The following is a 25,920-nucleotide window of genomic DNA, read 5'->3' as shown; positions in this document are numbered from 1 at the left end:
CATGCCCATCCTCGACCTCCAGAAGCGCGCCCGAACCCTTGGCCGCATCCGCCTCGGCCAGAAGGCCGCCAACGGCGCCCCCCAGAAGCTCGACCGCTTCCGCTTCACCAGCCACAGCCAGGCCCTCCTCGAGAAGATCGCCGAGCTCTACGGCGGCGAGGTCCGCGAGTGGACCCCCGCTGGCGGCACACAGCAGTGGGAGGTCATCTCCGGCTCCGCCCGCGTCCCGATCATGGTCCCCCCGCAGCCCGTCTCCCAGTGGTACGAGTTCTGGACCCGGGCCGGCTGCCAGCACCGCTGCGACGGCCGCACCAACGTCCTCACCGACGAGCCCTGCGACCCCGAGGACCCCAAGCACCTCGAGGCCATCAAGAAGCCGACCACCCGCCTGAATGTCGTCCTCCGCGACGTCGAGGGCATCGGCGTCTGGCGCGTCGAGTCCCACGGCTTCAACGCCGCCATCGAGCTCCCCGACGTCGCCGAGTTCCTCGCGGCCGCCGGCGGCTACGTCAACGGTTGGCTCGCGCTCGAGCAGCGCACCAGCGTGGAGCAGACCGACCAGGGCCCGAAGACCCGGCACTACGCCGTGCCGATCATCGAGGTCGACGTGACCCCGGCCCAGCTGATGGAGGGCAAGGGCCGCGTCGCTGCACCGGCGCTCACCGGTGGCCCGGTGGGCGAGACCCCTGCGCTCGCCGCGGCGGGCCCGGACTACGTGGCGATCGCCGCCGACCTCACCGACCCCGAGGACGTGCGGAACCTCTGGCGACAGGCCAACGCCGCCGGCCACATGACCCAGGGCCTCTCCGAGCACCTGCAGCAGCGCGTCTCCGACCTGACCACAGCCGAGCCGCCCGCCCGCTCGGAGCCACAGCCTGACGCGGACGGCGCGTACGAGGCCGAGGTCGTCGAGGACCAGCCCGCCCCGGCGGGCACGGACGACCCGGACGCGATCTGGCAGCAGATCGTCGCCACCGCCGGGCACGCCGGGATGACGACCTCGCAGCTCCGCGACGACTTCCCCGCCCGCATGGGCGGCCTGCTCCCCGACGAGGCGACGGCCGCCGAGCTCCGGGCGTACCTGCAGGTGCTCACGAAGGAGCCGGCGGCATGAGCTCGGCGAAGTGGCACGCGCAGCCGGTCGGCGCGTTCGACACCGAGACGACCGGCCAGGATCCCGCCACCGCGCGGATCGTCACCGCCGCCGTCGTCCACATGCAGACCGGCACGCGTCCCCAGCCGCTGCGCTGGCTCGTCGACCCCGGCATCGACGTGCCCGCCGAGGCCGCTGAGGTCCACGGCTACACCAACGACCGGATCGCCCAGCTCTTGGCCGAGCACGGTGGGAAGCCCGGCGGTGCGCTCCGCTTCCTGCCCACCGGGGCGGTTCGGCCGATCCCCGCCGAGACCGCGATCTTCGAGATCGCCATGCAGCTCGGCGGCCTGATCGCCCGCGAGCAGGCGGTCATCGTCCACAACGCCCCGTACGACCTCACCCTCCTCGAGCACGAGGCCCGCCGCTACGACGTCGACCCGCTCTCGCACCGGCCGTTCGGGCTCCGCGGCGTCGTGGACCCGATGGTCGTCGAGAAGGCCTTCGACCAGTGGCGCAAGACCTGCTACAAGAAGGCGGCCGACGGCACCGAGTGCGACCGCGAGAACAGCGTCCACGTCTGCGGCGGCTGCCGCGGCGGGAAGTGGGCGTGCGGCGGCTGCGGGACGACGGACCGGACGCTGACCAGCCTGTGCGCGCACTACGGGGTGGTCCTGGCCGACGCGCACGACGCGGCCGCGGACGCGGTCGCCTCGGTTCGTGTGCTCGGCAAGCTGATCTCCGGGTGGCCGCAGATGGCGGCGTGGAAGCTCGGCACGTTGCACGAGCACCAGGTGACGTGGCGTCGCACGCAGCAGGACGGGCTGCGGGAGTTCTTCGACAAGGTCGGCAAAGAGCACGACGGGATGTGCCCGTCGTGGCCGGTCCACACCGACGCGTGCGCGTCGGCCCACCGCGAGCAGGTGGCGGCATGACCGGCCAGGTGAGCCTTCTGGCATGTCAGGAGACCGTGGCGCGGGTCGCGACCACCGACCGCCGAGCGACCGCTGACGCCGTTCTCGACGTCGCGGTTAAGGACGCCATGCGTCTGGTGCGCCAGGGGCAACCCGGGCTCGCAGAGTTCCGGCTGGCTCGGGCAGCCCGGGCCGCTGCGCGGATCCTCGGCGCGGGCGAGCGGGGCGGTGCGCGATGACGACCCAGCTCTGCGGGGCGCGGTACGCCCGCAACCGCGCCATCACGTGCGGCAAGCAGCCCGGCCACCTCGACACGGACCCGTTCCACAAGTTCAACCCGGACGACCCCGAGACCTGCGAGTGGCTCGACGACGACACCGCACCGCCGGCCGCCACTGCCGCGTCAACGGCCGAGGGTGGCGGGATCGAGCGCGTGCAGGAGCGCATCGACAACCTCCTGAGTGTGGCCGACCGTTTCGACCACCCAGGCGGCTCGCGCCGCCTGGCGCAGCGCGCCCGCGACAAGGCGGCAGGGATGGAAGCCGCGCTGCGACTTCTCGGCGTGCCCGAGAACGGCGTGTTCGGTGACCCGCTGATCCACCGCCTGCTGAGCACTCCGCCCGGTGTCCAGGCAGGCGGTGACCCGTCGTGATCCTCCTCGCCCTCGTCCTCGCCGCCGGCGCCATCGCCATGTGGTTCGGCCTCCCAGGAGGCCAGCCATGACCTGCACCCACCGCCTCGCCGGCGACTCGCTGACCTGCGACCGCACCACCCCACACGACCCCGACGCCGCCGGCGGCCACACCTACACCTCGACCAGCGCCGGCGACGCCGAACCAGGAGGCGACTACTGATGCGCATCCTCGCCATCGACCCCGGCAACACCGAGTCGGCCTACGTCGTCATAGACCACGCCACCCGCCGCCCCCTCGAGTTCAACAAGATCGGCAACCACGAGCTCCTCGACAAGCTCCCGCGCCTTCAGCGCGACTGCGCCGTCGCCATCGAGATGGTCGCCTCGTACGGGATGCCCGTCGGCGCCGACGTCTTCGAGACCTGCGTGTGGATCGGCCGGTTCTACCAGCAACTGGTGCACCGGCTTCCCCAGCTGGTGAAGCGCCACCCGGTGAAGCTCCACCACTGCCACAGCGCGAAGGCCAAGGACTCCAACATCACCCAGGCCCTAGTCGACCGCTTCGCCCCCGGCCAGCCCAACAGGGGCAAGGGCACCAAGGCCTCCCCAGGCTGGTTCTACGGCTTCGCCGCCGACGTCTGGCAGGCCTACGCCCTCGGCGTCTACGTGGCCGACACCCTCCCGACCTCGCTCCTCACCGACCCCGTGCTGGCCGTGGAATCCCCCGCCGCGGCCAGCACGGGCACCACGACGGGACAGGGGGTGCTGCTCTGATGACCGCTCAGCCCGCGCTCTTCGAGGGCTACACGCCGACCGCGAAGCCGCGCCGCGCCGCCGCCTCCGACGCCGTACTCCTGGTCCTCGCTGAGGTCGCTGTCTCCATCGACCGCGGCTACGACGACGGCATCGGCGCTCCCGAGGTCGGCCTGCGCCGCCGCACCGTCGACGCCGCGGTCGAGCGCGGCTGGTTGGCCCGGTCCTATGTCGGCGACTCCGACACCGAACAAGGCCCGCGCCGTCTGCACCTGACCGCCGCCGGCCGCGAGCAGATCGCGTTCGACGACGCCTACGCCGTAGCTGGCGGGTGGCTCAGCGTTCGCCAGCATGTGACGGGAGGTGGCCGGTGACCATCACCGAGGCCAACCACACCGCACGGCTCCTCCGCTTCGCCGCCGGCCAGCACGCCGGCACCCCCGAGCAGATCCGCGAGTCCTTCGCCTACCTCACCGGCCGGGCCGAGAAGCCGCTCCAGGTCACGATCTCGATCGACCCGCATGCCATCGACGCCGCCATCCAGGCAGGAGCACGCCGATGACCACCTGCGCGGACCAGGAAGTCCGCTACTGGCTCACCGATGCCGGCTGGGCCGCTGCACGCGAAGCCGACGCCGCCATCGCCCGCGGCGAGCTCGCCCCGATCCACGTCAACTCCGAGGAGGAGTGATGGCACGTCACAAGCAGACCGTCACGGTCGTCCCGATCGGCCGCCTCACCGCGCACCCCGACAACATCCGGGCCGACGTCGGCGACCTCACCGAGCTCGCCCTCTCCATCCGCGAGCACGGCATCCTCCAGCCGCTCACCGCCACCGAGCTCGACGGCGACACCGAGCGCCTCCTCCTGCTCGCTGGCCACCGGCGTCTCTCGGCCGCCGTTCTCGCGAACTTCACCCAGGTCCCGGTGATCATCCGCCACGGCGTCGACGACGCCACCGAGCAGCTGGTCATCATGCTCGTCGAGAACTGTCAGCGCCGCGACCTCGGGCCGATGGAGAAGGCCGAGGCCTACGGCGCGCTCAGGAACCGCGGCCTCAGCGTCGCCGAGATCTCCCGGCGCACCGGCGTACACCAAACGACGATCTCCACGCTGCTGAACCTCCTCGAGCTCGACGAGGCGTCCCGCGACAGCGTCCGCGACGGGCGACTCAACGCCGGCGACGCGATCGCCGCCGTCCGCGAGACCCGGCAGCACGAGCGCACCACCACGGGCCGACCCGAGCGCGGCCGCCCGCGGGTCGTCGAACCACCCCACTTTGGATCCGACCACCCGCTCTTCGCCGACGCCTCCGCGGTCTGCGGCCACACCACCCGTCCGAAGGTCCAGAACAGTGGGGCCTGCGGCGCCTGCTGGGAGGCAGTCATCCGGGCTGAGGCCACCGGTGGGGCCATGCCCGAACCCGCTTACGACGAGGTCGTCGTTCAGCGGATCCTCGACGGCCAGCACAACGTCGCCGCGACCCCTCCCGACCGCGTGGAGGTCGTGCACCGGTGGACCGCCAGCGGCCGCTCGCTCAAGGCGCTGGAGGAGCAGACCGGCTGGAACGTCCACCGGTACGTCCGTCGCCCCACCGCCGAGGGGGCAGCATGAAGCTCAAGGACCACACCCACGGCGTGGTCGCCTTCGACTGCGACCACCCCGACTGCGTCATCGCAGTGCGCCGCTGCGTCAAGGCCTCCGCGGTCCGCCGCCTCCGCGGCGAGTCCGCCTACCTCGACGCCACCCCCGTCCGCCACCACATCGCCGCCCTCCTCGGCAACGACTGGTCCTTGCGCGCGATCGCCGGCGAAGCCGGCGTCACCGTCAATGTCGTTCGCCTCATCGGCAACGGCACCCAGCGCTGGGCCATCCCGGCGAACGCGGCCGGCATCCTCAGCGTCGACCCCAACCAGCTCCCCACCCGCACCCAGGGCCGCGGAGAGCCGTTCGTCTCCCGCACCGGCACCGTCCGCCGACTCCAGGCCCTCATGGCCATCGGGTACAGCCACAGCGACCTCCACCGCCACGGCATCCAGTCCCGGACGCTGATCCACCAGCAAGGCCGCTGGGTTCTCCGCTCCACCCACGACAAGGTCGCCGCTCTCTACCGCGAGCTCTCCCGCAAGCCCGGGCCCACCCCGCGCGCGGCACGGGAAGCAGCCAAGCGCGGCTACCCCAGCCCGGCCGCATGGAACGACATCGACCGCGACCCCGCCCCCGACCTGACCGACGAACTGCTCGACGCAGCCGCGATCGACGAGGTCGTCGTCCTTCGGGTGCTCGCCGGCGACAGCGTCCCCACGACCACCGCCGAGCGTCGCGAGATCGTCCGCCGGTGGCCGGAGACCGGCCGTTCCCTCAACGAACTCGCCCGCCTCACCGGATGGAAGCCCGAGCGATACACGTCCCGAACCGAGGAGGCAGCGTGATCTCCAACGTCAGCCGCATCGGCCAGCCGCTGCCCCCTCGCGAGGACCGCGGCTGGGTCACCACCAGCGAGCTCATCGACGAGACCTCCGTGACCTACCGGCAGGTCGACTACTGGCTCCGCACCGGCCTGCTCGCCACTCTCGAAGACATCCACCCCGGCACCGGCTGGACCCGCCGGCTCCCGGCAGACCAGATTCCCCGCGCCCGCGCCATCCACCAGCTGCTCCACGCCGGCGTCTCGCTGCAGGTCATCCGCCAGATCATCGACGACTTCGTCACCACCGGCCGCGCCACCAGCGAGGGGATCACCTTCGTGCTCGAGCAGACAGGAGACCCCGCCGCATGACCCGCCAGGCCAAGACACCCCGCCAACGCGCCGAGGAAGCGCTCGCCGTCGCCACCCGCCAGGAGAAGCGGCTCCGCGCCAGAGCCCGCGACCTCCGCTCCCAGCTCGAGGAGGCCGAGCGCGAGCACCGCGCCGCCCTCGCCCGCCGCGACCACCTCGCCACCCACCCCGACCTCCAGCCATACCCGACCAGCACCTCGACAGGAGACGACGCATGACCGACACCCAGGCCACCATCAACAGCAAGGGCCTCGACGGCACCGGCATCACCGAAGACATCGCCGCCGAGCTCTTCCACAAGGTCGGCACCCACGTCATGGCCATCGTCGACCTCCAGGTCGTCGACAAGCACGGCCCCTCCGTCAAGGGGAAGCGCAAGGTCACCCTCGTCATCGACGGCATCGAGCCAGCCCTCGACGACACCCTGGCCGAGCACCTCCGCGAGCTCCAGCGCACCGTCTACCTCAACCGCAAGCACGCCGACGGCCAGCTCGCGATCGACCAGGAGCTCACCGGCGACGAGCCCACCGTCGAGGGCGTCGTCGCCGCCGGCGCCGCACACCGGCCCCACCCCTTCCTCCCCGTCGACGCCTCCGAGGACAACCCCATCTGCGACGTCTGCGGCCTCCTCGAGGCCGCCGCCCGCCACTCCGTCCAGGACCTCCTCCCCGACGACGGCGACGACGACCAGGCCGGCGCCGGCGAGGCGGTCAACGAGGAGACCGGCGAGGTCACCGAGCCCGGCGAGCCGCTCCCCGACGCCACCGACGCCGAGCCCTGGGAGTACGACCGCCCCGAGGGCACCCGACAGCCCTCCACCGTCCCCGACCCGTTCGCCGCGCCCGACCCCGACCCGAGCCCGGCCGCCTAACCACCAGCCAGGTCTGAGGGGGTCAACGCCGGAAGAGGGAGCAGCCGTGGCTGAACCCCGGCGAAGGACGCCAGATCACCAGGACAACGGCCTGTTTCGGCCCGCTCCCCGCCACCTTTCCAGGCCGGGCGCACCTGCCCCCTCAGACCCTCCACACCGCACAACCCAGGTCGGGAGGACCACCACGTGACCAACGACGGACCACCAACCCGTCACCTCCACCCCATCGGGCAGGACGAACCACCGTTCGACCCGCGCTTCGACCACCCTGCCGACACCCGACAGCCACCCCAAGACATGGCGGCCGAGCAGTCCTGCCTCGGCGCCATGCTCATCTCCCCGCAGGCCATCGACGACGTCACCGCCGTCATCCTCCCCAGCGACTACTACCGCCCCCACCACGAGACCATCCACAACGCCATCGTCGACCTCCACCACCGCGGCGAGCCCGTCGACATGGTCACCGTCGCCGTCGAGCTCCAACGCCGCGGCGAGCTGCAGCGCGTCGGCGGCGCGCCCTACCTCCACACCCTCGCCGCCCAGGTCCCCGTCGCCGCCAACGCCTCCGCGTACGCCGCATCCGTCCTCGAGAAGGCCAAGCTCCGCGGCATCGTCACCGTCGGCACACGCATGGTGCAGCTCGGCCACGCCGGGAACCTCGACGCCGCCCAGTCCCACATCGCCGACGCCGTCGACCTCATCGAAGACACCGCGATGCGGTTCGGCAACACCTCCACCACCAGCACCGGCCTCAAGGACCTCTCCTGGATCCTCGGCGGCCAGCCCCCCGTCATCCCACCGCCCACCATCTGCCGCCGCACCGACGGCACCGCGCTCTTCTACCCCGGCAAGGTCAACGGCATCTTCGGCGACCCCGAAGCCGCCAAAACCTGGCTCGCCCAAGCCGCCGGCGTCGAAGCCATGAACGCCGGCGGCACCCTCGCCATGATCGACGTCGACCACAACGGCCCCGACCACACCGCCGCCAGGCTCCTCCTCCTCGGCGCCCGCCTCGAGCACGTCGCCGACCCCAACCGGTTCCGCTACTACGAGCCCGACGACCCCGACGAGCTCCGCGCCGCCGTCACCGACATCGTCCGCTTCGCCCCCACCGTCACGATCATCGACAGCCTCGGCGAGGTCTTCCCCATGCTCGGCGTCAACACCAACGACGGCGACGAGATGACCACCGCCATGCGCCTGGTCTGCACCCAACCCGCCCAGGCCGGCTCCTGCGTCATCACCATCGACCACCTCCCCAAGTCCACCGAAGCGCGCGCCACCGGCTACGCCATCGGCTCCATCGCCAAGAAGCGCATGATCCGCGGCAGTTACCTCCGCGCCGAAGCCCGCCAGCAGCCCGCCCCTGGCCATGTCGGCCGCATCACGCTGCGCATCGAGAAGGACACCGCTGGCGAGCTCCGCAAGTCCTCAGGAGGCGGCTACGCCGGCACCTTCACCCTCGACTCCACCCAGCCCCACGTCACCACCTGGCACGTCGGACGCGAGGAAACCCCGACGAACGACGACGGGACCTTCCGCCCCACCCACGTCATGGAGCGCATCTCGCGCTACGTCGAAGAGAACGACCAGTGCACCTTCACCGACATCAAGGACGCCATCACCGCTAAGGACAAGATCCTGCGCCACGCGATCACCACCCTCGTCGCCGAAGGCTTCATCTCCCGGATCCAGGGACCCCGCCGAGCCCAGCTCCACCACTCCATCGCCCTCTACCGAGAGACAGAGGATGACCATGTCCAACAGCCCGACTGACACCCCCACCCGAGTGTGTCCCTCAGTGTGTCCCGAGTGTGTCCCGGACGGGTGCCAGGGACACCGCGAGACGAGTGTGTCCCCTGGTCCCCTCTCCTACGGAGGGGACACACTCGACGAGCCCCTCACGACCGCGTCCCCCAGTGTGTCCCCAGACCCGTTCCCGGACCCCCAGACCTACGGCCTCTGCACCGCCTGCGGATCCGTCGAAGTCGCCCTGGTCAAAGCCACCGGCACACGAGACCTCAGCAGCATCGGCGAACACCACGCCTACCCCACCGGCTACGGCTGCGAGGTCTGCTCGTGAGCACCCCGCCCATGACTGGCGAGGACCTCATGGCTCGCTCCGGTGCCCGGTGGTGCGAGACGCACGACCGGTGGGAGTGCTCGGCGAAGAAGCCCGATCACCACGCGACCGCGATCCGTGGTCTGGCGCTGTGCAAGAACCATGCCGGCCGGTCCCTGGCCGTGGCCAAGGCCCTCGGTGAGGCGAACCTGGCGGCCTGGTCGACGGCGGCGAAGCCGGCCGACGCGGTCGCGTTGGATCCGGGCACGGTGGTGCTCGATCAGCTGCGGGTCGCGGTGATGCGGGCGGACCTGTACGGGGAGATGCTCCGTTGGCAGCTGGAGGTCGAGGACGAGGTCGGCCTGGTCGGCACGGTGTACGCGGCCGGACGTGACGGTGCGCGGGTGGAGACGGGCGAGCGGGCTCGTGGGCTGGCGCAGCTCGAGGCCGCCGAGCGTGACCGCGTCGTCCGGTTCGCGAAGACGGCGCACGACATGGGGATCGCTGAGCGGCACGTCGAGCTCGAGCAGGAGCGGGCGTCGCTGGTCACGGCGGCATTCCGGGCGGCGCTCGGGGTGCTCGAGCTGTTGCCGGCGGATCGGGACCTGGCGGTGCGGACGTTCCTGACGTCGTTGGGAGCGGGCGAGGTCGTGGCCGGCGAGGTCGATCCGTGAGGCCCCGTCAGTCCCTCTCGCTAGGTGGATCGGCCGCGTCGTTCGGTGACCCCCAGCGCTTCTCCAGGACCCACGTGCGAGCCCGCCTGAGCTGCCGAATCAGCGACCTCCGCCAGTTCCGCTCGAGCTCGTGCGGCGAGCTGGTCCAGTGGAGCAGCAGGACCGTCACCTCTCGTCCGGTCTCCCGGTCGTCGATGTCGGTCCGGGTAACGAGTTGCTCGAGCTCGTCGCTCAGCTCCGGCCAGCGTCGCCGGGAGAGCCCTACCAGCTCGACGATGCCCAGCAGCATCATCTGCTGGGGGTCTTCGTTCCGGTCCTGCGCCGTCCACGCCGCGGCGAGCAGGCGTGAGGCGACCTGTCGGGCGTGCTGCAGGTCGGACATCCTGCGCTCGTGGCGGAGCGTGGCGAGCACGGCCACTGCCGCGACCAGGCCAGCGATGACGCCGCCGATGATCCCGTCGAGGCCGTACAGCCACCACCAGCTGGAGTCGCTCGGGTCGAGATCGGGCGGGTTCATGGCCGGACGGTACCGGGAGGCGTCGTGACCGTGTGCGCGAACCGGACCGACGACCCCGGCCTCTTCACCCCCTGCTCCAGCTGCGCCTGTGCCCAGCAGCTGAAGGAGACCAGCTACGCCGACCCCGACGTCGAACGCCTCGCTGTGCTGATCGGTGAGGGCCTCGGCCAGGTCGAGGCGTCCCACCAGCTCTGGCCGCCCGCCGTGGTGAAGCCGCCGCCGGTGCCTGCCGAGGTCCGGTCGGTGGCGTCGCCGACGGCGGCTGCCCCCGGGGCCGTACCCACGACCGCTCCGCCCGCGCTCACCCCGATTGAGGAGATCCGATGACCGACAACCACGCCACCGTCCCGGCCTGGTGCACGAGCTGCCACCACCCCGCACCGGTCGACGCGTGCCCCCGCTGCGGCGGCACAGGGAGCACCACGGCCCGGCCGGAGCGCGAGTGGGGCGACCCCACGGAGGCACGCCCATACGGCACCGAGCTGTACGAAGCCCTCGCGTTCGAGGTCCTCATCGAAGACCTGGAGGCAGCATGAACACCCAGCGAGAAGACGGACAGCCGGTCACCTTCGGCGTTCACGGGGGGCTAGCGCCGACGGCGGCGGCTGCCCGTCGCGCGGAACCTATCCGACGGGGACCGTCCGCAGCCAGTCCCAACGTTGGGGAGGCGTCGTGACCACGCCGGCGGCCGAGCTCCCCGAGCTGGCCACCGCGAACGATGAGCACGTCCGGGCGTGCACCGCCGACGGTGTCGACCACGACTACCGGCCCCACCTCGGGCCCCGCCCTGGGTCCAGCGGCCGCGGCGTGGCCCGCGACCACGCCTATCTCCGGTGCGTCTGGTGCCATGCCGTCACCTGCGGCAACGCCGACGAGACCGACCCCTGCATCGAGCCGTACCACCACCGCGTCCCACACCGCACACGCCTCGGCACCACGTGGCCGATCGGCGGCAACCGACCCGACCCCACACCGAAGGGAGCACGCCGATGATCGCGCCCGAGCTCAGTCCTCGTCCTCGTCATCGAGGCCGGCCCAGTACTCCGCGTCGCGCTCCTCGAGGACGGCCTGCAGGTCCTGCCAGGCCTCGTAGTCGTCGTGCTCCGGTGCGGGCTGGGTCACGCCTCCATCGTGCGCCGCGGCTCCGCCTGGTGCAACGGGTGGAGGTGGCCCGATGAGCGACCAGCAGACGTGGATCCGGCCTGTCGCGGTCGGCACGGTCGGTCAGATCCGTGCCCAGGCCGAGCTGCACCTCGACCTCGACGAGACCGGCCGGGCCCTGGTGCACGAGGCGGTGCTGGGGCAGCTGCTCCTCGACGCCGGATCGAAGCGCACCGCATGAGCGAAGTCGTAGTCATTGAAAGGAGCTTCCCGTTGCCTGGTCCTTACCCGACTGGTTATCAGCACCTCGTCCGCGAGACCGATCGAGCCGCGTTCGAGCATGCCCGAGCGGCCACTTTCACGCTCCGGACCGGCATGCCGGACCGACGTTTCCCACAGATCGACCGGGGTGTGGAAACCCACCTACCGGCTGTACGCGCGGTGTGGTGCTATCGGAGCGGGAAACGACAGCCGCTTGGGCGGCCCCCGGGCGGAGGTCAGAGTCCGCCGGGGGCCTCGCCGGAAGGGAAACGACCGACTGATGAACAACCTAACGCCCACAGACGACCCCGCAACGGGCGGAGCGTTCTGCCCCACGTGCGGAGCGCTCGCGCTCGACGCGAACGTCATGCTCAAGGACGCGCTCGCCTCCGCGGACTACCTCTGCGGGGAGGGGCACATCTGGTCCACGCGGTGGCTCATCGCCCCGCCACCAACGACTCCCCCGACGGCGGCCGCGAGCTGACGCTGGAGTTCACCCTTACCAAGATCCAGACGCAGGTCTACGGGACCCTCGGCGTCGACGGCTCTCCGACCGGGGGTGCCGCGTGACTGCACCCAGCCGCCAGCCCATGACCCTCGCCGACTACGTCCGCGAGCTCACCGAACCCCACACCCACGTCGAGACCTACCAGACCAAGTCCCTCACCGGGCCCGGGTTCATCGACGCCCGCCACATCACCCGCGCCCCCGCTCTCCTCGTCCAGCTCGCCAACAACGACGTCCCCTCAGCAGCATCCGACGACGGACCACGCGCCGGCTACGCCTCCAAGCCCGCCGCCCGCCTCGAAGCCCTCGACGCCCTGGTCAGCATCGACCTCGCCGTCAACCGGTGGATCCTCGACATCGGCGACCAGCCCCAGCACCTCGACACGGCCCGCGCGCTCCAGCAGCTCCATTCCCTCGCCGTCGGCGCCGACCAGGTCACCCGGACCGCGATCGAACGCGACGTACACCGCTGGTGGATCCACGCCCGGATCGTCACCGGCTGGGACTCGGCAGCGTGGTCCCCCGACAACACCTGCCCCGCCTGTGGGGAACGCGGGACGCTGCGGATCCGGCTCGCCGAGCACATCGGCCGGTGCACCTTCAAGGGTGACGACCGGCGCGACCCCTGCGGCGCGACGTGGGACGAGGCCACGATCGGGCTGCTGGCCGACCACATCCGCGCGGAGTCCGAGGCCGAGCGGCAGGTGCGGCCGGGCGCGGGCCCGTGCTGGTGTCCGGTGCCGGAGCCGGACGTGCCGGACCTGCGGTTCCAGTGCCCGGCGTGCGGGTCGGCGCGGTGTTGGAACGCGGTGCACGCACGGTTGCTGGCGTCCCTACGCGAAGAGAGGATGGGCGCATGAGCGTGTTGGGCAAGCACGTCGTGTTGGTCCACCCTGATGACGTCAACCTCGCTGACGCCAAGGCGCTGGCCGCACAGCACGACACCACCGTCGTCGGGAACCGCTTCGTGCCCCGTGGCCAGCTCCTGCTGGTGAACCCCGCGCTGTGGGAGTGGCGACCGTGACGTACCGCGACCGCAACGACCATCCGCGCTTCGAGGGCCGCGCAGGCGTGATCGCTCTCCTGGTGGTGATCGGCCTGGTCGGGTACGGCATCTGGGCGTACTTCACCGACACGGGCATCGACCCGCTGGGGTGGTGAAGTCCTGAGCCTTCACCACCAACCGGTGCAAGGGCTGTGGCCTTGACACCCGAAGGTTTCGCGCTCAAACTGTCGATCGGCGGGTGAAGTGTCTCCAGACACTCCCCGCCGTTGTCGTGCACAGCCAAACGCCGGGAAGATGCCAACTGCAGGCCACCGTGTAGCTGTCACGCTAGCCTGACGCCGAATACGTACAGCGATCGCTCCTCCCCGGTGAGCGTCGCCCAGGGGTCACTGATCGGGTCGTGGAGGAATCATGGGCACGTACTCGTCGATCGAATGGACCGAGGTCACCTGGAACCCGGTCACAGGCTGCGACCGCGTCGCCGCCGGCTGCGACAACTGCTACGCGCTGGCGCTCGCGAAGCGGCTGAAGGCGATGGGCGCCGAGAAATACCAGAATGACGGCGACCCGCGCACCTCAGGGCCTGGCTTCGGCGTCACCATCCACCCGGCCTCCCTCGACCAGCCACGGCGCTGGAAGAGCCCGAAGGTCGTCTTCGTGAACTCGATGAGCGACCTCTTCCACGCCAAGGTCCCGATCTCCTTCGTGCGCGACGTCTTCGACGTCATGCGGGAAACCCCGCAGCACACCTACCAGGTGCTCACCAAGCGAGCGAGCCGCCTCGCGAAGATCGCCGACCGACTCGACTGGCCCGACAACGTCTGGATGGGCGTCTCCGTCGAGTCCTTCGACGCCGTCGACCGCATCGACCACCTCCGCGCCACGCCGGCCGCCGTCCGCTTCCTCTCGTGCGAGCCGCTGCTCTCCGCCCTTCCCGGGATCAACCTCGACGGCATCGACTGGGTCATCGCCGGCGGCGAGTCCGGGCCGAACGCCCGACCGATGGATCCCGCCTGGGTCACCGACCTACGCGACCAGTGCGAGAACGCCGGCGTCGCCTTCTTTTTCAAGCAGTGGGGCGGCCGCACGCCGAAGGCCAACGGCCGCGAACTCGACGGCCGCACGTGGGACGAGATGCCGATGCTGGCCCTGGCCTAGGTGCTCGGGAAGACGATCGAGACAACGCCCTCCTTGTAGGTGCCCTTCCGGGTCTGGCCGATCGCGTGGATCAGGTTGTCCTCCTGCATCGGCTTCAGGGTCGCCCGACGGACCTGGGTGCTGTGGAACGGCGTTTCGGCGATCACATGGTCGACGAGCTCCTTGATCGGGACGGTCTGACCGGCGTAGTGCTCGAGCAGGTAGTCCCGCAGCGGGCCGGTCGCGTCCTCGTTGTCGAAGAGCACGAGCTGGTCGGCCAGCCGGTCCTCGAAGCGGTAGTCGCCGCTGGGCGCGAGCTTCCACATCGCCTCCTTCATACGGTCGAACGCCTGGAGGTTGCGGGTGCAGAAGAACATGTAGTTCCCGATGTGGCCACCCTGGTTGACCATCGCGAAGCTGCGAACGTAGGCGAAGTTGCAGACGCTCTTGAGCTGCCGCTCGTAGAGGTCGTGGAGGAACTGCTGCCGCTCAGGCCCTCCGTCGGGCGCGTCCTTGAACTCGTCGGTGCCGAACAGCCGCTCGAAGTGCTTGTCGACGTTGCCGGCCGTGGCGAACCGGTTTACGGAGTTGAAGTCGAAGTAGATGAACAGCTCGCACCGGTCGTAGCTAAGCATCTCCGCGATCAGCTCGAGCGGCAGGCCCATGTAGCCGAAGGGGTCGATGAACGCGAAGGTGGGCGCCATCTTGGCGCCCTTCAGGCTCCGCAGCATGTCGTTGCCGAGGTCCTCGAACGACTGATTCCGCGGGTCGATGAGCTTGACCTTGTCGGGCCATGGCTGGTTGTCCTCGCGGATCTCGCGCAGCACGTCGCCCAGCGACTCGAAGCGCTCCGGGTCGAGCTCGTTGAAGACCAGGACGAACTCGCACTTCCAATTGTCGAAGTCGTTGTGCTCGAGCAGCGTCTCCAGTACGAGCACCGGGGAGCCGTCCTCGCCGTGGTCGTAGCGGCCCGGCCCTGCGAAGGCATCCAGCACGATCGCCCGACCTGCCGTTCGCCCCATGATCGGGAACCACGCCTGCAGGTACCGGACGAGCAGGTCGTGTTTGGCCTTCGTGTGCGGCCAGCGAGTCCACCTCGTCGGCAGCTTGTCCCCTCGCCTCGCCATCGGCAGGTCCCTTCCCGTTAGGTAGCGCCACAGCTCTGGCATCCTCCCCCAGGAGCAACACGGGCGAGGTCTGATCTGGGAAGGCGCGATTGGCGAATGTCGCTGGCGCTAAAGGCCTAGGGCTTCACCGGGAGGCACTTAAGGCTCTGGCCTTGACACCGAACGCCCGATCGTGTCCAATCTCCTCAAGAACCCGTATGCCCGCACACCGACGCACACGGGTTCTTGTGCGTCTGGGGGCAGTCCGTATCCGGTCCGTTCCAGGCCCTCGGTCGAGCATCTGATCCCGGGGGCCTTCGTCTCCCGGCCCGTGAAGTGGACCCGCGCCGCCCGCCGGCGTCCGGCTGGCCGACCCTGAGGAGATCGACGTGAGTCCCAGAACAACGGCTGGCGCGCACTTCTACGCCATCGGAGACGAGTGCTACGCCGTCGCTGTCGACTCGACGGGCGAGGAGGTCAGCGAGCGACACAGCGGCCAAGCGTGGATCTCGGTGAGCCTCACCGCCGCCTCACACTTCCTGTTCGTGGACGAGCAAGGGGACCGCGTGTCGACCTTCACCCTGACCCGCGATGCGCCCACGGGCGTTCGCGTGCTCGTGTTCGTCGACGACGCCGCGGTCTGCGAACAAGGGATCGTCGCGCCGACCTCCTACGACCAGGGCTCCGAAGTCCAGGTCGACTGGGGCCCCGTGTGGGACGAGATGGCGTAGCGGCCCACGCCGCCTGATCCCAGGGGGTGCCTGTGACCGTCACCCAGGCCCGGGCCGGCCGCGACCTCATGATCCAGATGATCGCCGCCGACCTCGCCCCCGAGCTCCGCGAGCGCCCCTGGAACACACCCGGCGAGATGGCCCAAGCTCTCGACCGCGGAACCATCCAGACCCCCGCCCTAGACGTCATCGACGAGCACCTCGCCAAGGTCGCCACCGGCGAGATCGAACGCTTCATGTGCTCGATGCCCCCGCAGGAGGGCAAGTCGCTGCGCATCAGCGTCTGGTTCGTCGTCTGGCTGCTGCACCGCAACCCGAACCTCCGCGTCGCCATCGTCTGCAACGGCTTCGAGCTCGCCCAGACCTTCGGCGAGCAGATCCGCGACATCCTCCGCGACCACCCCGAGCTCGGCCTCACGCTGTCGAAGTCCACCGCGAAGAAGCACGAGTTCAAGCTCCTCGGCTACAAGGGCGGCGTCGTCTGCGTCGGCATCGAGGGCTCCCTCACGGGCAAGCCGGTCGACGTCCTCATCATCGACGACCCCTACAAGGACGAGAAGCAGGCTGACTCCAAGGCCTGGCGGCAGACCGTGCAGCGGTTCTGGCAGTCTGTCGCCCTCACCCGCCTCGCCCCCGGTGCCCCGGTCGTGATCGTGCAGACCCGGTGGCGCAAGGACGACCTGTCGGGGTGGCTCCGCGCCGAGTACCCCGAGGAGTGGACGGCGCTCAACATAGCCGCACAGGCGATCGACTCGACCAAGCTCCCCGAGGACGACCCGGACTACGGCAAGCCCGACCCGCTCGGCCGCGAGCCCGGCGAGTTCATGGAGTCCGCGCGGCGCCGCACGCTGCGGGACTGGGCGAAGAAGATGCGGGAGGTCGGCTCCCGCGTCTGGATCGCGCTCTACCAGGGCCGGCCCTCCCCCGTCGAAGGCGGCATCCTCAAGCGGGACTGGTGGCAGCGGTACGACCAGCCGCTCTGGTTCGAGCGCGAGGACGGCGCCCGGCTCGTCACTGGGTTCGACGAGGTCCTCATGTCGTGGGACATGGCGTTCAAGGACACCGAGGACTCCGACTACGTGGTTGGACAGGTGTGGGGCCGCCGCGGCGTCGACGCCTACCTCCTCGAGCAGGTCCGTGGCCGCTGGGACTTCGTCGAGACCTGTAACCAGTTCGAGCAGCTCGCGGCCCGGTGGCCCCAGGCGCTGCTCAAGCTCGTCGAGGACAAGGCAAACGGCACCGCGGTGATCGCGTCGCTGCGCAAGCGGATCGCGGGGATCGTGCCGGAGGAGCCGCATGGCTCCAAGGAGGCGCGGGCGTCCGCGGTGTCGCCGCTGGTCGAGGCTGGGAACGTCTACCTCCCGGCGCCGGCGATCGCGCCGTGGGTCGGTGGTCTCATCGAGGAGTGCGCTGGGTTCCCGACCGCGACGAACGATGACCAGGTCGACGCCCTGTCGCAGGGCCTGAACCGGCTGGTGCTGCAGCCGTTCCTTGCTGGGGAGATCGTTGATGAGGACGACCTCGACGATGACCTGGCCGACTTCCAGATCTCGGCCTACTAGACGTTGAGCCCGATCGGATTCCGGTTGCGTCTGGGACGCACACGCGGACGAAGTGCGCCCGTGCCCGGCCCAGGACCTGTCAGGCCCGTGCTGGGTTCATTCGATCCACCCGGGCTGGTAATCCGGATGGTCGGCATACGCGGCCGCCAGCGACAGCAGCGTTGATGTGGCGAGTGCCTCGATCCGGGTCACGACGTTCGGGTACTCCGCGGACCTAGCGACCTGGGTGTGGGCCCAGCACAGGTCAATGATGCGTCGCTTGGCGGCGGCCTCTCGGCGCACCCGACCGGGGTCGTGTTGCGCGACGTGCCGCCCCATCGCAGGGGAGTAGCTGGTGTCGTACGCGATGCCACCCGCGTTGATCCAGCCACTCGATGCCTCCCAGGGCGGCGGCGCCGCAGCCGCAGCGTGCGATGCCAGGATCTCGTCCTCGGCGAGGCGGGCAAGTAGGAACTCACGAAGTTCGTTCACCTGCTGATCCTGTAGTCGCGCTCGGTGGCGCGTCCACCCATCCTCCGTGCGCTCCAGCGTCGCGTGCGTCAGTCCGCTTGGCGAGATGCCGCGCTACGAGCTACAGACAGCGGGCGGCCCGTCGCGGTTAGCGCCCGTGGGACCCCTGCTGCTGGTCACGGACGCGGCGCCGGGAGGGACGTGGCCGGCAGTTCAGGGGCAACAACGACACAACTTCACGCAGAGGCGGTGACCTAGTGAGCATCCTCGACGTCTTCTCCAGGGTCCCCGACACCAGCACCGTCGGCGAGGTCGCCCAAACCCTCCACACCGCCGACCTCACCGAGCAGCTGCACCAGGCCATCGAGACCATCCACTTCCTCGAGGAGCAGCTCGTCGGCGAGGCCGGCCTGGCCGATGTCGAGCTCGGCCTCGAGGACCGCTCCTGGCGGTCGCTCAACATCAGCTCGGAGATCGAGTTCACCCGCGCCGGACTCCTCCAGGCCGCGCGGCTCTCCCGGGTCATGGCCGTCGTCAACCCCCTCATCCGCCGCGGCCTCAACCTCCGCGCCGCCTACATCTGGGGCGACGGCGGCGTCCAGATCACCGCCCGCGCCACCGGCCAGAACGACGACAACACCGCCGAGCAGGACGTCAACGCGGTCATCCAGGCCTTCCTCGACGACAAGGCCACCCGCAAGACCCTGACCTCCGCGGTCGCCCGCGAACGCAACGAGCGCACCCTCGGCACCGACGGCATGATCGCGGTCGCGCTGTTCACGAAGCCGCTGACCGGCCGCGTGCAGCCCCGGCTCATCCCGACCAACCAGATCGCCGATGTGATCACGAACCCCGACGACGACTCCGAGGTCTGGTTCTATAAGCGGACCTGGTCGCCGAAGGCCGGCGAGACGCGGACGGCGTACTACCCCGACGTCGACTTCCGGCCCCGCGGGCCCCGCCCGCTGCGCGTCAACCGCGACGGCGAGGACCGCGGCGAGGAGATCTACTGGGACGCCCCCGTCGCCTTCCTCGCGGTCAACGGCCTCGACGACTGGCACTTCGGGGTTGGCGACGCGTTCGCAGCGATCCCGTGGGCGAAGGCGTACAAGGAGTTCCTCGAGGACTGGGCGAAGCTCGTGAAGGCGCTGTCGCGGTTCGCGTGGCGTACGACGTCCGGGTCGAAGCGACAGGCCGAGAAGACCGCCGGCGCGATCCGCACCGCCGCGACCGCCGACCCGACCACCGGGAAGACCCCGGTCGGCGGGATCGCGAACATGAGCCAGGGTCAGGTCCTCGAGGCGATCCCGAAGTCCGGCGCCACGATCGACTCCGAGTCCGGGAAGCCGCTCGCCGGCATGGTCGCCGCCGGCCTCGACGTGCCCCTCACGATGCTGCTCGCCGACCCAGGTCAGACCGGCGCCCGCGCGGTCGCCGAGACCCTCGACCGGCCCACCGAGCTGATGGCCGGGCAGCGCCGCGACGTGTGGGCCGACTACCTGCGCACCATCCTCGAGTACGTCATCGACGCCGCCGTCCGGGCGCCGCGCGGGCCGCTCAAGGGCACCGTTACCCGGGACGAGTGGGACCGCGAGGTCGTCGAGCTCGCTGGCGACACCCCGCGCACCATCGACTTCGACTGGCCGGACCTGACCGCGGTCGACCTGAAGACCCTCGTGGACGCGATCGTCGCCGCCGACGGGACCGGCAAGCTGCCGCCGCTGACCGTCCTGAAGCTCCTGCTCCAGGCCCTCGGTGTCGACGACATCGACGAGATCGTCGACGAGATGACCGACGACCAGGGCAACTTCATCGACCCCGAGATGTCCGCCGGCCAGGTCGCGGTCGACGCGTTCAACCGCGGCGAGGACGCAGCCGAGGCGCTGCGGTGACCAGCTGATGGCGATCGGGCACTCCACGATCCGGATCGCCGACGAGCTGCGGGTGCGGCTCGACAACCAGGTCGACCAGGCCGTCCGCGAGCTCGTGCAGGCGTGGGCACGTGCGTGGACGCAGATCGAGCCGGCGTGGGAGACCGCGATCGCCGACCTTGTCGCCACCTCGAAGGCCGGCCGGTGGCCGAGCGCCGGGCAGATCGCCCGGGCACAGACCGCGCAGCGCGCCCTGCAGGTCACCACCCAGGAGATCCTCAACCTGGCCGAGTTCACTGGCGTCACCGTCATGGCCACCACCCGCGACGTCACCGGCGAGACCGCCATGTGGCAGGCCCGGCTCCTGGTCTCCCAGCTCCCGGCCGAGGCCTACACGATGGAGCTCTTCGCCCGCCTCAACCGGGTCGACCCCGACGCCATCGGCGCGATCGTCGAGCGCACCAACACCCAGATCGAGTCCCTGCGCCGCCCGCTGGAGCGGCACGCGCGCGAGGCGATGCGGCAGGCCCTCGTCCGCGGCGTCGCGCTGGGCGAGAACCCTCGTACCGCGGCCGCGCGGATGCTGCGGCTGGCCGAGCAGCGGTTCAACGGCGGCCTCAACCGGGCGCTCACCATCGCCCGCACTGAGATCATCGACGCACACCGGTCCGCCGCGGCCGTCCACCACTTCGAGCACTCCGACGTCCTCGCCGGCTGGGTGTGGCTCGCGAAGCTCGACGTCCGCACCTGCCCGTCGTGCTGGGGCCAGCATGGCCGCCGCTACCCGCTCGAGCAGCCCGGCCCCGAGGACCACCAGTGCGGCCGCTGCTCGCGGATGCCGCTGGTGCGGCCGTGGTCGGAGCTGGGGTTCGACATCGAGGAGCCTCCGTCGCTGCTCCCCGATGCCCGCGCGGCGTTCGAGGAGCTCCCGGCGTACGAGAAGAACCGGATCATGGGCCCGGTCCGCCTGCAGGGCATCGAGACCGGGGCGCTGCCCTGGGAGGCGCTGTCGGTGAAGCGCGAGACGACCGGGTGGCGTGACTCCTGGGTGCCGGTCCCGGTACAGGACGTCCGCCGCCGGCTGCTGCAGCCCGTCTAGAGCTCTGAGCCACTCGAAGCGCCGTCGATGTTCTGATACTCGGCGCGGACCGTCGCCCACAGCTCGCCGCGAGCGACGTTCCAATCCTCCCGGGCAACGCGGGTCATGCGCGAACGCTCGCGATTGTCGTCAGCAATCGCTGCCACGTCGGGCTGGTCGTCCTGCAGCCTGAGTATCACGTCGAACCTGAGAGAGATCTCGTACCGGCGTTCTCTCAAGGCGCAATCCTGAAGGGCCCGGAGCTTCTCAACTACCTCGTCCGAGCCGAACATCTCGACAACGGCCACGAGTTCCGCAGGCGGGTCCACCGTCTGCCTCGGGTAGCTCGGCGCCTCACCAGGCGCAGGCGGGCCAACGGAAAACATGTCACCCTCTAGTCCACGCTCGATCTCCCACGGCCCGATCGCGTGTCCCGGGCCGTCTAGCCACTCCAACAGGGCTTGGTACGCGTCGTTCCGGCGGTCCCAGAGCCGCTGCTCTCGCGCTCGTCGCCAATCGTGGGCACGACCTCGATCCGCTTCTGCAGCCTGCTGATTCAAGGTCTTGGACGTGTTGCGTGCTGCGAAGAACAGGGCGGTCAGGCCAACGGCCGTGGAACCGACCGCAGCCGTGACGCCCGCGATGAGGGTGGCTGTTGGTTGATCCATTCGTCGTCCCTCGATTACACGGTCGTCGGGGGCGTTCCGCCCGCCGGGATAACGAGGACAGCGTCGCAGAGCTCGCAAACGTACTCCGTCGCCGACGACCCGCCCAGCACCGCGCCGACCAGGCGCCACATGTGCTCGACCGGCTCCGGATCCACTCGAGAACGCTACCCCGCACTGCCCCCAGGAGGTACGCCATGCAGACGGTGCAGCTCCGCGAGACCGCGGCGGTCGCCGAGGCCGCCGCGGCAACCGCGAAGTCCGGCCGGATGATGATCCAGCTCATCAACCCCGGCTGGGGCTCCTCCGGCTACTACTCCGCCGACGTCCTCGAGGCGGCGGCCGACGCCCGGGTCTTCCCCGCCGGCACCCACATGTACCTCGACCACCCCACCGCTACCCAGGAAGCCGAGCTTCCCGAACGGTCCGTGCGCGATCTCGCCGCGGTCCTCACCACCGACGCGGTGTGGACCGGCGAAGCGCTGGTCGGGGAGGCCACCGTGTTCGGGCCCTACCGCGAGGTGATCGCGGAGATGAAGGACGCGATCGGCGTCTCCATCCGCGGCTCCGCACGCGTCTCCGAGGGCGAGCGGGAAGGCCGCCGGGGCCGCGTCGTCGAGGAGCTCGTCCAGGCCGCATCCGTCGACTTCGTCACCCGCGCCGGCCGAGGCGGTCGCGTCCTCGAAGTGCTCGAGTCAGCCCGGACTGCGATGGAGGAGGCGGTCGCCAACGGCGACGTCACCGTCCCCGACTCACCCACAGACGTCCCGACCACCCGGTCGGACAGCACCACTACCACCGAGTCCCAGAAGGAGAACCTCATGGGCAAGATCGAGATCGACGAGTCGGAGCACACCCGCCTCGTCGACCTGGCTGGCCGGGTGGAGGCGCTCGAGGCCGAGCGCGACACCGAGAAGGCCCGCGCGGACCAGGCCGAGAAGGACCTGGCCGAGGCCAAGCGCACCACGAGCCCGCGCTCCCCGCGCGAGGTCATGGAGGCCCGCGACAAGGACCTCCGCACCCAGGTCGCCACCCTCACCGCCAGGGAGCGCGCCCGCGACATCATCGGCGAGGAGCTCGCCGAGGCCTGGCTCCCGCCGACCACGGTCGCCCGCCTCTCCGGCGAGCTCATCGAGAGCCTCCCCCTCGTCGGCGACGACCTCAAGCTCGACGAGCAGGCGCTGCGCAACCGCGTCATCGAGCGCCGCAACCAGCACGAGCTCGAGGCCGCCGAGGCCCTCAACGCCGCCGGCGTCGGGGTCCCCCGCGGTCTCAGCGCCCTCCGCACCGCCCCGGCCGCGGAGAGCACCGCCATCACGGAGTCCATCAAGGGCTCCCTCACCGCCTTCGGTCTCTCCGAGTCCGAGGCCGACATCGCCGCGAAGGGGCGCTGACTGACATGGCCAAGAATCGCGTCTTCGAGGACGGCAAGCAGCTCACGCTGCCCGTCATCGCCGGCACCGTCTCCGGCAGCCCCGTGATCGCAGGGATGATCCCCGGCGTCGCGCTCACCGACCGCGCCGCGGACGGCACCGCGACCGTCCAGACCGACGGCGTCTTCAACGTCTCGGTCACCGGCGCCATCGCCTCCGTCGGCCTCCCGGTCTACATCACCAGCGCCACCGGCGCCCTGGTGGTCGCGCCCGGTGCCGGCATCCAGCTCTTCGGCCACGCACTGGCCACGAAGGGCGCCGGCGCCGGCACCATCGCCGTCCGCATCGCCCAGTACGCCGTCGCCTCCGACGCGCCGGCCTGATCCCCCGAGGAGAACCAACACCATGAGCGAGTTCCTGGACCTCCTCGAGACCGTCAAGGCCGAGGACGTCAGCATCGAGCGGATGTTCAACGCGCGGGAGGACGGCCGTGGCGTGCGTTCCATGCGCCGCGACGACCCCCGCTACGTGCGTTCCTTCTCGGAGGCGGCCAAGCTGGTGGCCGCCGTCGTCGAGGGCCGCACCCCGATGTACCGGCTGCAGGAGGCGATGTCCACCTCGGACTTCCCGCTGCTGTTCGGCGACATCATCGACCGGTCGATGCTCGGCAAGTACCGCGAGTGGCCGACCATCTGGGCGCAGCTGGCCCGCCGCGGCACCGTCCGTGACTTCCGCAAGAAGCGGATGTTCACGATGGACGGCGCCGAGGGCGTGCTGTCCCCGGTCGGCCCGGGCGCGGAGTACCCCGAGGCGGCGCTGACCGAGGGCAAGTACGACTACGCGGTCTCCAAGTTCGGCCGCCGCGTGCCGTTCCTGTGGGAGGTCTTCGTCAACGACGACCTCGACGCCCTGCGCGAGACCCCGTCCCGCCTGGCCAAGGCAGCCCGGATGTCGGAGGAGCGGTTCGCCACCGAGCTGTACGTCGACTCCACCGGCCCCGACGCCGCCTTCTACACCGGCTCCCGTCGCATCACCACCGGCGGCGTCGGCCTCGACGTCGGCAAGCTCTCCACCGCGCTCAGCGCGCTGTGGGCGCAGACGGACACCGACGGCAACCCGATCTTCACCGGCCAGGTGCGGCTCGTGGTCCCGCCGGCGCTGGCCGTGGCCGCGCAGAACATCATGAACGCCACCGAGATCCGCGTCGCCACCGGTGGTGGCGGCACGGCGGCCGCGGACCAGATCACTGCTCGCAACTGGATCGGCGGCCAGGTCGCCGAGGTGGTCGTCAACCCGTGGCTGCCGATCATCGACGTCTCGGCCAACAAGAACACCACCTGGTACCTCTTCGCGGACCCGGGTGTCGGCCGGCCGGCGATGGAGGTCGGGTTCCTCGCCGGCCACGAGGCGCCGGAGCTGTTCCTGAAGACCCCTAACGCCGTCCGCGTCGGCGGCGGCACCGTGGGGGCCGAGGAGGGCTCGTTCGAGACCGACGGCATCGACTACAAGGTGCGTCACGTCTTCGGTGGCGCGCTGCTCGAGCCGAAGGCCGCGCTCGCCTACATCGGGGCCTGATCGCCATGGGTCGCATGTACGTGCAGCCCTCGGAGAAGCCCAAGAAGGGCGACGGCCCTGCGGAGGGCCAGCAGACCGGCCGGATCTACGTCGGGATCGTCACCGGCCAGATGCCGCCCGAGGAGGTCGACGGCGAGGTCGTGGCCGTCACCGAGCCGGCTCCGGTGTTCCCGGAGATCCCGCCGGCGAACCTCCAGCCGGTCTCCGAGCCGGACGGCAACGCCTCACGCGACGCGTGGGCGGCGTACGCCGCCAGCAAGGGCGCGCCCGAGGAGGAGACCAAGCCCAAGGACGAGGGCGGTCTCAACCGCGACGAGCTCCGCGAGAAGTACGGGACCCCGAAGGAGTCCTGAGCTCCACAGGTACGGCCCGGCCCAGGTCATCGGGCCGGGCCGTACCCATCCCCGCTCCACCTCGAGGAGGCGACCGTGGCTGTCCTGACCGACGTCGACAAGGTCCGCGTCCTCATCAACGACTACCGGCCCGACGACCCCGGCAACGTCGTCTTCACCACAACCGAGATCCAGACCTTCCTCGACCTCGAGGGCGGCTCGATCAAGCGCGCGGCCGCACAGGCCTGCGACATGATCGCCGACAACGAGGCCCTCGTCTCCAAGGTCATCCGCACCCAGACCGGCCTCTCCACCGACGGCCCGAAGGTCGCCGCGGCGCTCCGGGAGCGGGCCGCCTCGCTGCGCGAGCAGGCTGTCACCGACGACGACGCCGACGGCCACTTCGAGGTCGTCGACTTCACCGGGATCTGCTGATGCTTCGCCAGCACACCGGCCGACCCGGCTCCCCCGTCATCCACCCCGACTGGCAGACCGCGCCCCAGAGCATCTCCGCTGCCACCGGCACCGCCGCGTGCACCATCCGGCACCCGGGCACCACCCAGACCTGGTCCGACGCCGCGCAGGAGAACGTCGCGGTCCCGAACCCGCCGTACTACGCCGGCACCTGCCGCGTCGAAGAGCTCGATACGCAGGCGCGACAGATCCTGGCCGCCGACGACCCCGAGACGATCGCCCGATACTCCGTCACCATCCCGGCCACCGAGCTCGGCGCCATCAACGACCTGGTCAACGTCACCGGCTCCGGCGACCAGCTGCTCGACGGCCAGACGCTGAAGGTCGTGTCGATCGAGCTCGGGTCACTCCGCTTCGAGCGGGTCCTCTACTGCGTGCTGAACAGCTGACCCGGG

The 25,920-nt window shown here is 70.5% G+C and carries 39 protein-coding genes; 35 read left to right on the top strand and 4 right to left on the bottom strand.

Annotated features, from left to right (window positions below; all coding sequences use genetic code 11):
• Position 1: 1 nt before the first annotated feature.
• The 16 genes from HZF07_RS00400 to HZF07_RS00335 all read left to right on the top strand — a co-directional run bounded on the left by HZF07_RS00400 (position 2) and on the right by HZF07_RS00335 (position 9,779).
• Positions 2-1,114, top strand: a complete 1,113-nt coding sequence (locus tag HZF07_RS00400; RefSeq protein WP_157346128.1) for a recombination directionality factor — start codon at positions 2-4, stop codon at positions 1,112-1,114.
• Complete coding sequence (locus tag HZF07_RS00395) at positions 1,111-2,028, top strand: 3'-5' exonuclease family protein (RefSeq protein ID WP_157346126.1); 918 nt, start codon at positions 1,111-1,113, stop codon at positions 2,026-2,028. Before HZF07_RS00400 ends, HZF07_RS00395 begins: the two co-directional genes overlap by 4 nt.
• A complete protein-coding gene (locus HZF07_RS00390) occupies positions 2,025-2,246 on the top strand; it encodes a hypothetical protein (RefSeq protein ID WP_157346124.1) in 222 nt (73 codons plus the stop codon). Before HZF07_RS00395 ends, HZF07_RS00390 begins: the two co-directional genes overlap by 4 nt.
• On the top strand, positions 2,243-2,659 hold the full coding sequence (locus tag HZF07_RS00385) for a hypothetical protein (RefSeq protein WP_157346122.1): 417 nt from the start codon (positions 2,243-2,245) through the stop codon (positions 2,657-2,659). Before HZF07_RS00390 ends, HZF07_RS00385 begins: the two co-directional genes overlap by 4 nt.
• 67 nt (positions 2,660-2,726) lie before the next feature.
• Complete coding sequence (locus HZF07_RS23575; protein WP_258562467.1) at positions 2,727-2,861, top strand: hypothetical protein; 135 nt, start codon at positions 2,727-2,729, stop codon at positions 2,859-2,861.
• Positions 2,861-3,415 (top strand): hypothetical protein, encoded by a 555-nt coding sequence (locus tag HZF07_RS00380; protein ID WP_181644580.1) that lies wholly within the window; start codon positions 2,861-2,863, stop codon positions 3,413-3,415. Before HZF07_RS23575 ends, HZF07_RS00380 begins: the two co-directional genes overlap by 1 nt.
• On the top strand, positions 3,415-3,768 hold the full coding sequence (locus HZF07_RS00375; protein WP_157346120.1) for a hypothetical protein: 354 nt from the start codon (positions 3,415-3,417) through the stop codon (positions 3,766-3,768). The genes HZF07_RS00380 and HZF07_RS00375 overlap by 1 nt, the downstream gene beginning before the upstream one ends.
• Positions 3,765-3,956, top strand: coding sequence for a hypothetical protein (locus HZF07_RS00370; protein ID WP_157346119.1), 192 nt, complete (start codon positions 3,765-3,767; stop codon positions 3,954-3,956). Before HZF07_RS00375 ends, HZF07_RS00370 begins: the two co-directional genes overlap by 4 nt.
• On the top strand, positions 3,953-4,084 hold the full coding sequence (locus tag HZF07_RS23570; RefSeq protein ID WP_258562466.1) for a hypothetical protein: 132 nt from the start codon (positions 3,953-3,955) through the stop codon (positions 4,082-4,084). The genes HZF07_RS00370 and HZF07_RS23570 overlap by 4 nt, the downstream gene beginning before the upstream one ends.
• Complete coding sequence (locus tag HZF07_RS00365) at positions 4,084-5,007, top strand: ParB/RepB/Spo0J family partition protein (protein ID WP_157346117.1); 924 nt, start codon at positions 4,084-4,086, stop codon at positions 5,005-5,007. The genes HZF07_RS23570 and HZF07_RS00365 overlap by 1 nt, the downstream gene beginning before the upstream one ends.
• Entirely contained in the window at positions 5,004-5,825 is an 822-nt protein-coding gene (locus HZF07_RS00360; RefSeq protein ID WP_157346115.1) for a hypothetical protein, read from the top strand. The genes HZF07_RS00365 and HZF07_RS00360 overlap by 4 nt, the downstream gene beginning before the upstream one ends.
• Positions 5,822-6,172 (top strand): MerR family transcriptional regulator, encoded by a 351-nt coding sequence (locus HZF07_RS00355; RefSeq protein ID WP_157346113.1) that lies wholly within the window; start codon positions 5,822-5,824, stop codon positions 6,170-6,172. The genes HZF07_RS00360 and HZF07_RS00355 overlap by 4 nt, the downstream gene beginning before the upstream one ends.
• Entirely contained in the window at positions 6,169-6,390 is a 222-nt protein-coding gene (locus HZF07_RS00350) for a hypothetical protein (protein WP_157346111.1), read from the top strand. The genes HZF07_RS00355 and HZF07_RS00350 overlap by 4 nt, the downstream gene beginning before the upstream one ends.
• Positions 6,387-7,043: a hypothetical protein gene (locus HZF07_RS00345; protein WP_157346108.1), complete on the top strand. Its 657-nt coding sequence runs from the start codon at positions 6,387-6,389 to the stop codon at positions 7,041-7,043. Before HZF07_RS00350 ends, HZF07_RS00345 begins: the two co-directional genes overlap by 4 nt.
• A 186-nt stretch (positions 7,044-7,229) precedes the next feature.
• Complete coding sequence (locus tag HZF07_RS00340) at positions 7,230-8,819, top strand: DnaB-like helicase N-terminal domain-containing protein (protein WP_396954795.1); 1,590 nt, start codon at positions 7,230-7,232, stop codon at positions 8,817-8,819.
• A 318-nt stretch (positions 8,820-9,137) separates the two neighbouring features.
• The gene (locus HZF07_RS00335; RefSeq protein WP_157346106.1) at positions 9,138-9,779 is read left to right on the top strand and encodes a hypothetical protein; all 642 of its coding nucleotides are present in this window, start codon (positions 9,138-9,140) and stop codon (positions 9,777-9,779) included.
• A 7-nt stretch (positions 9,780-9,786) separates the two neighbouring features.
• Here HZF07_RS00335 and HZF07_RS00330 read toward each other — a convergent pair whose 3' ends face one another.
• Positions 9,787-10,296 carry a hypothetical protein gene (locus HZF07_RS00330; protein WP_157346104.1) on the bottom strand — a complete coding sequence of 170 codons (510 nt, stop codon included), beginning with the start codon at positions 10,294-10,296 and terminating at the stop codon, positions 9,787-9,789.
• 24 nt (positions 10,297-10,320) lie between these two features.
• On the opposite strand from HZF07_RS00330, the gene HZF07_RS00325 reads away from it, so the two are divergent.
• The 9 genes from HZF07_RS00325 to HZF07_RS00285 all read left to right on the top strand — a co-directional run bounded on the left by HZF07_RS00325 (position 10,321) and on the right by HZF07_RS00285 (position 14,329).
• Positions 10,321-10,623, top strand: coding sequence for a hypothetical protein (locus tag HZF07_RS00325; RefSeq protein ID WP_181644578.1), 303 nt, complete (start codon positions 10,321-10,323; stop codon positions 10,621-10,623).
• Complete coding sequence (locus HZF07_RS00320) at positions 10,620-10,832, top strand: hypothetical protein (protein WP_157346100.1); 213 nt, start codon at positions 10,620-10,622, stop codon at positions 10,830-10,832. Before HZF07_RS00325 ends, HZF07_RS00320 begins: the two co-directional genes overlap by 4 nt.
• A 136-nt stretch (positions 10,833-10,968) precedes the next feature.
• Positions 10,969-11,289, top strand: a complete 321-nt coding sequence (locus HZF07_RS00315; RefSeq protein WP_157346098.1) for a hypothetical protein — start codon at positions 10,969-10,971, stop codon at positions 11,287-11,289.
• Between the two features lie 181 nt (positions 11,290-11,470).
• A complete protein-coding gene (locus HZF07_RS00310) occupies positions 11,471-11,638 on the top strand; it encodes a hypothetical protein (RefSeq protein WP_157346096.1) in 168 nt (55 codons plus the stop codon).
• Positions 11,639-12,090: 452 nt separating this feature from the next.
• Positions 12,091-12,228, top strand: a complete 138-nt coding sequence (locus HZF07_RS00305) for a hypothetical protein (RefSeq protein ID WP_157346094.1) — start codon at positions 12,091-12,093, stop codon at positions 12,226-12,228.
• Entirely contained in the window at positions 12,225-13,025 is an 801-nt protein-coding gene (locus HZF07_RS00300) for a DUF7341 domain-containing protein (protein WP_157346092.1), read from the top strand. Before HZF07_RS00305 ends, HZF07_RS00300 begins: the two co-directional genes overlap by 4 nt.
• Positions 13,022-13,189: a hypothetical protein gene (locus HZF07_RS00295; protein ID WP_157346090.1), complete on the top strand. Its 168-nt coding sequence runs from the start codon at positions 13,022-13,024 to the stop codon at positions 13,187-13,189. The genes HZF07_RS00300 and HZF07_RS00295 overlap by 4 nt, the downstream gene beginning before the upstream one ends.
• Entirely contained in the window at positions 13,186-13,326 is a 141-nt protein-coding gene (locus tag HZF07_RS00290; protein ID WP_157346088.1) for a hypothetical protein, read from the top strand. The genes HZF07_RS00295 and HZF07_RS00290 overlap by 4 nt, the downstream gene beginning before the upstream one ends.
• 256 nt (positions 13,327-13,582) lie before the next feature.
• Positions 13,583-14,329, top strand: a complete 747-nt coding sequence (locus HZF07_RS00285; protein WP_157346086.1) for a DUF5131 family protein — start codon at positions 13,583-13,585, stop codon at positions 14,327-14,329.
• On the opposite strand, the gene HZF07_RS00280 is transcribed toward HZF07_RS00285, so the two are convergent.
• Positions 14,326-15,435, bottom strand: a complete 1,110-nt coding sequence (locus HZF07_RS00280) for a three-Cys-motif partner protein TcmP (protein WP_157346084.1) — start codon at positions 15,433-15,435, stop codon at positions 14,326-14,328. The genes HZF07_RS00285 and HZF07_RS00280 overlap by 4 nt on opposite strands.
• 368 nt (positions 15,436-15,803) lie before the next feature.
• Here HZF07_RS00280 and HZF07_RS00275 point away from each other — a divergent pair, with 368 nt between their 5' ends.
• Positions 15,804-16,145 carry a hypothetical protein gene (locus HZF07_RS00275; RefSeq protein ID WP_157346082.1) on the top strand — a complete coding sequence of 114 codons (342 nt, stop codon included), beginning with the start codon at positions 15,804-15,806 and terminating at the stop codon, positions 16,143-16,145.
• 32 nt (positions 16,146-16,177) lie between these two features.
• The gene (gene terL, locus HZF07_RS00270; RefSeq protein WP_309504137.1) at positions 16,178-17,707 is read left to right on the top strand and encodes a phage terminase large subunit; all 1,530 of its coding nucleotides are present in this window, start codon (positions 16,178-16,180) and stop codon (positions 17,705-17,707) included.
• Between the two features lie 96 nt (positions 17,708-17,803).
• Here the strand turns inward: terL and HZF07_RS00265 are convergent, their stop codons facing one another.
• Positions 17,804-18,178 (bottom strand): DUF6221 family protein, encoded by a 375-nt coding sequence (locus tag HZF07_RS00265; protein WP_157346080.1) that lies wholly within the window; start codon positions 18,176-18,178, stop codon positions 17,804-17,806.
• 236 nt (positions 18,179-18,414) lie between these two features.
• On the opposite strand from HZF07_RS00265, the gene HZF07_RS00260 reads away from it, so the two are divergent.
• The gene (locus HZF07_RS00260) at positions 18,415-20,049 is read left to right on the top strand and encodes a hypothetical protein (RefSeq protein ID WP_157346078.1); all 1,635 of its coding nucleotides are present in this window, start codon (positions 18,415-18,417) and stop codon (positions 20,047-20,049) included.
• A 7-nt stretch (positions 20,050-20,056) separates the two neighbouring features.
• Entirely contained in the window at positions 20,057-21,127 is a 1,071-nt protein-coding gene (locus HZF07_RS00255) for a structural protein (protein ID WP_157346076.1), read from the top strand.
• Here the strand turns inward: HZF07_RS00255 and HZF07_RS00250 are convergent.
• Positions 21,124-21,774: a hypothetical protein gene (locus HZF07_RS00250; protein WP_157346074.1), complete on the bottom strand. Its 651-nt coding sequence runs from the start codon at positions 21,772-21,774 to the stop codon at positions 21,124-21,126. The two genes, HZF07_RS00255 and HZF07_RS00250, sit on opposite strands and share 4 nt — an antisense overlap.
• Before the next feature lie 194 nt (positions 21,775-21,968).
• Between HZF07_RS00250 and HZF07_RS00245 the strand changes: the two genes are divergently transcribed.
• From HZF07_RS00245 to HZF07_RS00220, 6 genes are all read left to right on the top strand, one after another.
• Positions 21,969-23,165: a hypothetical protein gene (locus tag HZF07_RS00245; RefSeq protein WP_157346072.1), complete on the top strand. Its 1,197-nt coding sequence runs from the start codon at positions 21,969-21,971 to the stop codon at positions 23,163-23,165.
• Positions 23,166-23,170: 5 nt separating this feature from the next.
• Positions 23,171-23,527 (top strand): DUF2190 family protein, encoded by a 357-nt coding sequence (locus tag HZF07_RS00240; RefSeq protein ID WP_157346070.1) that lies wholly within the window; start codon positions 23,171-23,173, stop codon positions 23,525-23,527.
• A 22-nt stretch (positions 23,528-23,549) separates the two neighbouring features.
• Positions 23,550-24,719 (top strand): phage major capsid protein, encoded by a 1,170-nt coding sequence (locus tag HZF07_RS00235; RefSeq protein WP_157346068.1) that lies wholly within the window; start codon positions 23,550-23,552, stop codon positions 24,717-24,719.
• Positions 24,720-24,733: 14 nt separating this feature from the next.
• Positions 24,734-25,072 carry a hypothetical protein gene (locus tag HZF07_RS00230; RefSeq protein WP_157346066.1) on the top strand — a complete coding sequence of 113 codons (339 nt, stop codon included), beginning with the start codon at positions 24,734-24,736 and terminating at the stop codon, positions 25,070-25,072.
• 75 nt (positions 25,073-25,147) lie between these two features.
• Entirely contained in the window at positions 25,148-25,486 is a 339-nt protein-coding gene (locus HZF07_RS00225; RefSeq protein ID WP_157346064.1) for a hypothetical protein, read from the top strand.
• Complete coding sequence (locus HZF07_RS00220) at positions 25,486-25,914, top strand: DUF6093 family protein (RefSeq protein ID WP_157346062.1); 429 nt, start codon at positions 25,486-25,488, stop codon at positions 25,912-25,914. Before HZF07_RS00225 ends, HZF07_RS00220 begins: the two co-directional genes overlap by 1 nt.
• Positions 25,915-25,920 lie beyond the last annotated feature (6 nt).

Origin of the sequence: Nocardioides agri (assembly GCF_013778305.1) — a bacterium.
In the GTDB taxonomy this organism is placed as follows: Bacteria; Actinomycetota; Actinomycetes; order Propionibacteriales; family Nocardioidaceae; genus Nocardioides; species Nocardioides agri.
This window is presented reverse-complemented; position numbering and strand designations above follow the sequence as displayed.